We start from the raw sequence: 6,464 nt of genomic DNA, 5'->3' as shown, positions 1-6,464 counted from the left end.
TGTCGTCTGCCAGGAGGATGGGGCCAGTGTGAGCTGATTTTGCCAGGGTGATGGGACCACCTGGATTGCCAGTTATGGGACCACCGGCGCGTCGCGTCGGTGGTCTCTTCATCTGTTCGTTTGATCGCCGTGACGGTCCAAGTCACGGAGGCGGCGGGCATGGCTTTTCGGGAGGTCAGTGTGAACGAGATCAGGGAAGTGCTGCGGGTGTGGCTGGGGGTCGCCGGGCTACCGGCACCGGGCTACCGCACGATCGCCGCGCATTGCGGCGTGGACCGCAAAACTGTGCGCCGCTACGTCGAGGCGGCGCAAGCGGCTGGTCTGCACCGCAGCGATGGCGTTGAGGCCGTCGATGACGGGTTGATCGGGGCTGTCGCCGACGCGGTGCGCCCGGTACGCCCGGATGGCCACGGTGCGGCGTGGGAACAGCTGCTGGGGTTCGAGGACCAGATCACCGCGTGGGTGGCCGGCGAGGGTGAGCAGCGTCCGTTGACGATCACCAAGATCCACACGCTGCTGGCCCGTCAAGGTTGCTCGGTGCCGTATCGCACGTTGAACCGATTCGCCGGTGAGCGTTGCGGTTTCGGCCGCAAGGACACCACCGTGCGGGTCGCCGACGGGGATCCCGGGGTGGAATGCCAGATCGACTTCGGCTACCTCGGGATGCTCACCGACGCCGACGATGGGCGGCGCCGCAAGGTGCACGCGCTGATCTTCACCGCCGTCTACTCCCGGCACATGTTCGTGTGGCTGACCTACTCGCAGACCCTGGTGGCGGTGATCGCCGGCTGCCAGGCGGCGTGGGAGTTCTTCGGCGGGGTGTTCGCGGTGCTGATCCCGGACAATTTGAAACCGGTGATCGCCGCCGCTGATGCGGTCAATCCGCAGTTCACCCAGGGGTGGCTCGACTACGCCGGTCATGTCGGGTTCCTCACCGACCCGGCCCGGGTGCGTTCCCCGAAAGATAAACCACGGGTGGAACGGGCGGTGCAGTACGTGCGCCGAAACTTCTGGGACGGTGAGACATTCACCAGTCTCGAGCAGGCGCAGCAAGCCGCGACCACCTGGTGTTCCCATACCGCCGGAACCCGCATCCACGGCAGCACCTGTGCACGTCCACTGGAGGTGTTCACCGCTGAGGAACAACCGATGCTGCTCGCGGTGCCGGGCGCCTACGACGTGCCGGTGTTCAAGGCGGTCAAGGTGCACCGCGACTTCCACGCCGAGGTCGCCAAGGCCCTGTATTCGCTGCCCGAGCAGTGGATCGGCACCACGCTGGACGTGCGTGCCGACGGTGAGCTGGTGAAGTTTTACCGTCGCGGTGTGCTGGTCAAAGTCCACCCCCGCCAACCGCCCGGTGGTCGCAGCACCGACCGCGCCGATCTACCCGAACACAAGGCCGGTTACGCGCTGCGGGACTTGACGACGCTGATCTCCACCTGCGCCGCCTATGGCCCGAACGTCGGGATCTACGCCGAACGCATCCTCGATGACCCGCTGCCGTGGACCCGGATGCGCACCGTCTACCGACTCCAGGGCCTGGTGCGCCGTTACGGCGCGCAGCGTGTCGAGCAGGCCTGTTCGATGGCACTGGATCTTGATGTCGTCTCGGTCAACAAGATCGCCTCGATGCTCGAGCGTGCCACGGAGAAAACGATCCCGGCGCTGCCGCGGGCCGTCGGCCAAACCGCTACCCGGTTCTCGCGTGACCCATCCGAATTCAATACCACCTCAACAGCATTGACTGTCATCACTAACACCGATTCCGAGGGGACCTGCTGATATGACCACTACCAACCGCGTGGCCGCAGACCCGGTCGGCGCTGACCTGCTCCGACTGCTCAAAGCGCTCAAACTCGGGGCGCTGGCCGACACCCTGCCCGAACGGGCCGCACTGGCCCGCCAACACAAACTCAGCCACATCGGATTCCTCGAAACGCTGCTCGCCGACGAGGTATCCCGGCGCGAGTCCCGTTCAGCCGCCCTGCGGGCGACCAAAGCCGGACTCGACCCGAGCATGCGTTTCGACACCTGGACCGCACAACAGGACCTACGCTATGACCGCACCCTGCTCGGTGACCTGACCTCATTGCGGTTCCTCGACGCAGGCCAATCCGCGATCGTGCTTGGGCCCGTCGGAGTAGGCAAGACGCACCTGGCAACAGCACTCGGGCACATGGCAATTCGCCGTAGGCACACAGTCCTATTCGGCCGTGCCGACAAACTGTTTACCCGACTGCGCGCCGCCCGCCTGGACAACACCGTCGACGCCGAAATCCGCCGACTGACCGCCATCGACGTCCTCATCATCGACGACTTCGCGCTGCGACCCCTCGACGCCACCGAAACCAGCGACTTCTACGAAATCATCGTCGAACGCCACCAGACCAAGACCACCATCGTGACCTCCAACCGAGAACCCGCCGAATGGCTGACCATGACCGCCGACACGCTGCTGGCCCAGTCAGCGATCGACCGACTCACCGCTGCGGCCCACACCCTGGTCATCGAGGGACCGTCCTACCGCCAACGCACCCGCGGCGGCCGGCTTGACCCAGACCACCCCGACGAGCATCCTCAATAACGCGCCACGGTGGTCCCATCCTCCTGGCAATCAGGTGGTCCCATCACCCTGGCAAGCGACATGGGAAATCAGCTAGTTACGTCCAGGGGCGTGGTGTATGAGCCGGTAGGTCCGGTGGGGGCGTGTCGTAACCCGGTAGAGGGCGGTCACCGCGTGATCCTTCGAACGATCAGCAAAGTCAATCGAAGGAGACAACGCGATGACCTCACCCCACTTTATCGACTCCGAGCAGTTGCTGGCCGATCAACTCGCCCAGGCCAGCCCGGACATGCTCCGCGGTCTGCTGTCGGCGTTCATCCACGCGTTGATGAGCGCCGAACCCGACGCGGTCTGCGGGGCCGGCTACCGCGAACGCAGCGACGAGCGGTCCAATAGCCGCAACGGCTACCGCAGCCGTGATTTCGACACCCGCGCCGGCACCATCGACGTGGCCATTCCCAAGCTACGCCAGGGCAGCTACTTCCCGGACTGGCTGCTCGAGCGGCGCAAACGCGCCGAGCGTGCCCTGACTAGCGTGGTGGCTACCTGCTACCTGCTACCTGCTACCTGCTGGGGTGTCCACCCGGCGCATGGAGCGCCTCGTCGAAACCCTCGGTGTGACAAGGCTTTCCAAGTCGCAGGTGTCGATCATGGCCCAAGAGCTCGACGAGGCGGTGGAGGCGTTTCGCACCCGCCCGCTCGACGCCGGCCCGTACACGTTCGTCGCCGCCGACGCCCTGGTCCTCAAGGTGCGCGAGGCGGGCCGCGTCGTCGGGGTGCACACCCTGATCGCCACCGGCGTCAACGCCGAGGGCTACCGCGAGATCCTGGGCATCCAGGTCACCTCCGCCGAGGACGGGGCCGGCTGGCTGGCGTTCTTCCGCGACCTGGTCGCCCGCGGCCTGTCCGGGGTGGCGCTGGTAACCGGCGACGCCCACCCCGGCCTGGTGGCCGCAATCGGCGCCACGCTGCCCGGAGCGGCCTGGCAGCGCTGCAGGACCCATTACGCGAACAACCTGATGTCTGCCACCCCTGAAGCATCCTGGCCGTGGGTGCGCACCATGCTGCACTCCATCTACGACCAGCCCGACGCCGAATCAGTTGTCGCCCACTATGATCGAGTACTCGACGCATTGTCCGACAAGCTCCCCAACGTCGCCGAGCACCTCGACGCGGCCCGCCCGGATCTGTTGGCGTTCACCGCTTTTCCCAAACAGATCTGGCGCCAGATCTGGTCGAACAATCCCCAGGTTATCTGTAGTGCTGCGGTGAGTGTCTTTCATGTGGACCACGAAGTCTGGAAGTGGTCGGTTCTGCGTTGTGGATGTGGTTATCTCCAGCGGTCCACGAAGCAGAGCTTGGAGAGTCGAAGTGCTTGTTGTGAAGGTGGTTTCACCCCTCTCGTCGCGTGAATCGTTCACCGTCCTTGGTGAGGACGGTGTGCCGGTGGCACCGGTGGAGCGGTATCTGAAGTATTTGACCGACATCGAGCGGTCGCCGAACACGATTAAGGCGTATGCCCATGATCTGAAGGACTGGTTCACGTTCCTGGGCGGGCGCGGCCTGGACTGGCGGTCGGTGAGTCTGGAGGATGTCGGCGCGTTCGTCGCCTGGCTGCGACTGCCGATGGCACTGCGGCAGGGTGGGATCGCCGTGCTGCCCGCGGTGGAGCATCATTGCGCCGAGTCGACGGTGAATCGGAAGCTCTCGGCGTTGGCGGCGTTTTATCTGCATGCTGTCCGCGACGGGATCGACGTCGGCGAGTTGCTGACGACCTGGCAGATCGGTGGTTCGAGAGGCGGTTGGAAGCCGTTTCTTCACCACATCAGCAAGCACATGCCGCGGCCGCGGCGAACGGTGTCGTTGACGGCGCCGAAGAAGCTGCCGCGAGTGCTGACCCCTGGCGAGGTCCAGACACTGCTGGACGCGTGCGGTCGGTTGCGGGATCGGTTCCTGTTGGCGCTGCTCTATGACACCGGGATGCGGATCGGGGAGGCGCTGGGGTTGCGTCACAGCGACATCGCCGCCGCTGAACGACAGGTCACAGTTTGTCGGCGTGACAACGACAATCGAGCTCGCGCCAAATCGTTGACGGCCCGGACTGTTCCGGTGAGTGCGGAACTGATTCGGTTGTATGCCGATTACCTTCATGCCGAATATGGCGACCTCGACAGCGACTATGTCTTTGTCAACCTCTGGGGGCGGCCCCGCGGCCATCCGTTGACCTATGGCGCGGTCTATGACCTGGTCCGCCGGTTGCGCCGTCGCACGGACATCGGCTTCGACCCGCATTGGCTGCGTCACACCGCCGCGACCAGGATGCTGCGCGATGGGATCGGCTTGGAGGTCGTGGCCAAGCTGCTCGGCCATGCCAATGTCACCGTCACCGCCGCGACGTATGGGCATCTGAACGTGGAGGACGCCCGCAAGGCGATGGAGCACGCGGGCTGGTTCATCGGAAAGGCCCAGGTGAACCTGTGACCGCCCTGGATCGCAATTCAACGCTGGGCCTGCTGGGCAGGCTCATGGCCGGTGTTCGCGCCGAATTCCGCAGCGACGTATTGGAGTTCGCCGCGGACGACGCCGTATTCGGCGGAGGGTCTTGCCGCGTCGCCGACTGCGGACGCAGCGCCCGCGGCCATGGCCTCTGTCAAGGTCACCACCAGCGATGGGCCAACGCGGGCCGCCCTGACCTCGAAGAGTTCGCCGTCACGACCGATCCGCGTTGGCGCAAACATCGCCCCAACCAGGCATGTCGGGTCGACGGCTGCGGTTACGGGTCGGCTCGCGGCGGATTGTGTCAGCTGCACGCGCAACGGTGGGAACGCGCCGGGCGGCCACACCTGGCCTCGTGGTTACGTGATCCGCTGCCGGTGAAACAGCCCCTGCCCGGGGCGACCTGCCGGATCGGGCACTGCTCGTTATGGCCGCAGGCCGAGTCGCCGTTATGCCATTCCCATACCAACACTTGGAAAGTCAACGGCCGCAACGATATCAACGGGTTCGTTGCAAGATTCGAATCCAACGACACACCGGCGAACGAGACGATCCAGCTCGGGATGCTCACGCCGCAGCTGAAACTGGAGATGCAGTACGTGCTGCAGCAACGCCACGACGACCGGCGCGGCAAGCTGACGCCGACGGTTGTCGCCAGGGTGGTCCGGCTGCTGATCGACACCGCCGCCACCTCGCTGCTCGACTTCGACGCCGACCAATGGCGGGAACGCTCCGCGGTGATGCTCAACGACACGAGATCTCGCGGCTTGCTGCTCTATGCGCACTCCACGGTGCTGGACTTGGCCGAGGCCGGAGGTTGGGAAGCCGAATACCCGCGCGACGTCTGGCGGATGCACCGGCTCGGCTACGAAGGCCACTACACACTGCGGTTCGACCGCATCCCGCAACCCTGGCTGAGAGAGCCGGCCAAACGATGGATCCGGCTGCGCCTCTCACGCGGGCTCAACCTCGAAGCAGGCGGTGGACGCCCGCTGCTGGCCATCGCCCGATTCGGACGGTTTCTCGCCGACGTCGACATCGAAGACATCAGTCGAATCGACCGGGAACTACTCGAACGCTACCTGGCCCACCTGAACCGGGAATACAGCCCACAGCGGCGGGGCGCCCACATCGGCCTGCTCAATGGATTCTTTGCCGCGATCCGCCAACATTGTTGGGCCACAGGACTTCCCGCCACGGCGATGTTCTTCGCCGAGGACCACCCCAAGCGCGGCGAACACCTGCCCAGAGCGTTAGCCGAACACGTCATGACCCAGCTCGAACACCGCGACAACCTCGACCGGTTCACCAATCCCGTCTATCGACTGATCACCGTCATCCTGATGCGTTGCGGACTGCGGATCACCGACGCCCTGCGGTTGCGCGGCGACTGCGTCACCACAGA

3 protein-coding genes and 2 pseudogenes are annotated in these 6,464 nt (G+C 65.1%); all 5 read left to right on the top strand.

Annotated features, from left to right (window positions below):
• The first annotated feature begins 159 nt into the window (after window positions 1-159).
• On the top strand, window positions 160-1,782 hold the full coding sequence (gene istA, locus AC2VOG_RS09000) for an IS21 family transposase (RefSeq protein WP_486939564.1): 1,623 nt from the start codon (window positions 160-162) through the stop codon (window positions 1,780-1,782).
• A 1-nt stretch (window position 1,783) separates the two neighbouring features.
• Window positions 1,784-2,584: an IS21-like element helper ATPase IstB gene (gene istB / locus AC2VOG_RS08995; RefSeq protein ID WP_486939563.1), complete on the top strand. Its 801-nt coding sequence runs from the start codon at window positions 1,784-1,786 to the stop codon at window positions 2,582-2,584.
• A 199-nt stretch (window positions 2,585-2,783) separates the two neighbouring features.
• Window positions 2,784-3,813 (top strand): annotated as a pseudogene (locus AC2VOG_RS08990) (IS256 family transposase); the annotation flags it as partial.
• Between the two features lie 121 nt (window positions 3,814-3,934).
• On the top strand, window positions 3,935-5,044 hold the full coding sequence (locus AC2VOG_RS08985; protein WP_486939562.1) for a site-specific integrase: 1,110 nt from the start codon (window positions 3,935-3,937) through the stop codon (window positions 5,042-5,044).
• Window positions 5,041-6,464, top strand: a pseudogene (locus AC2VOG_RS08980) (tyrosine-type recombinase/integrase); the annotation flags it as partial. The gene AC2VOG_RS08985 and the pseudogene AC2VOG_RS08980, both read left to right, overlap by 4 nt.

Source organism: Mycobacterium sp. TH-M11 (assembly GCF_057473725.1).
This window is presented reverse-complemented; position numbering and strand designations above follow the sequence as displayed.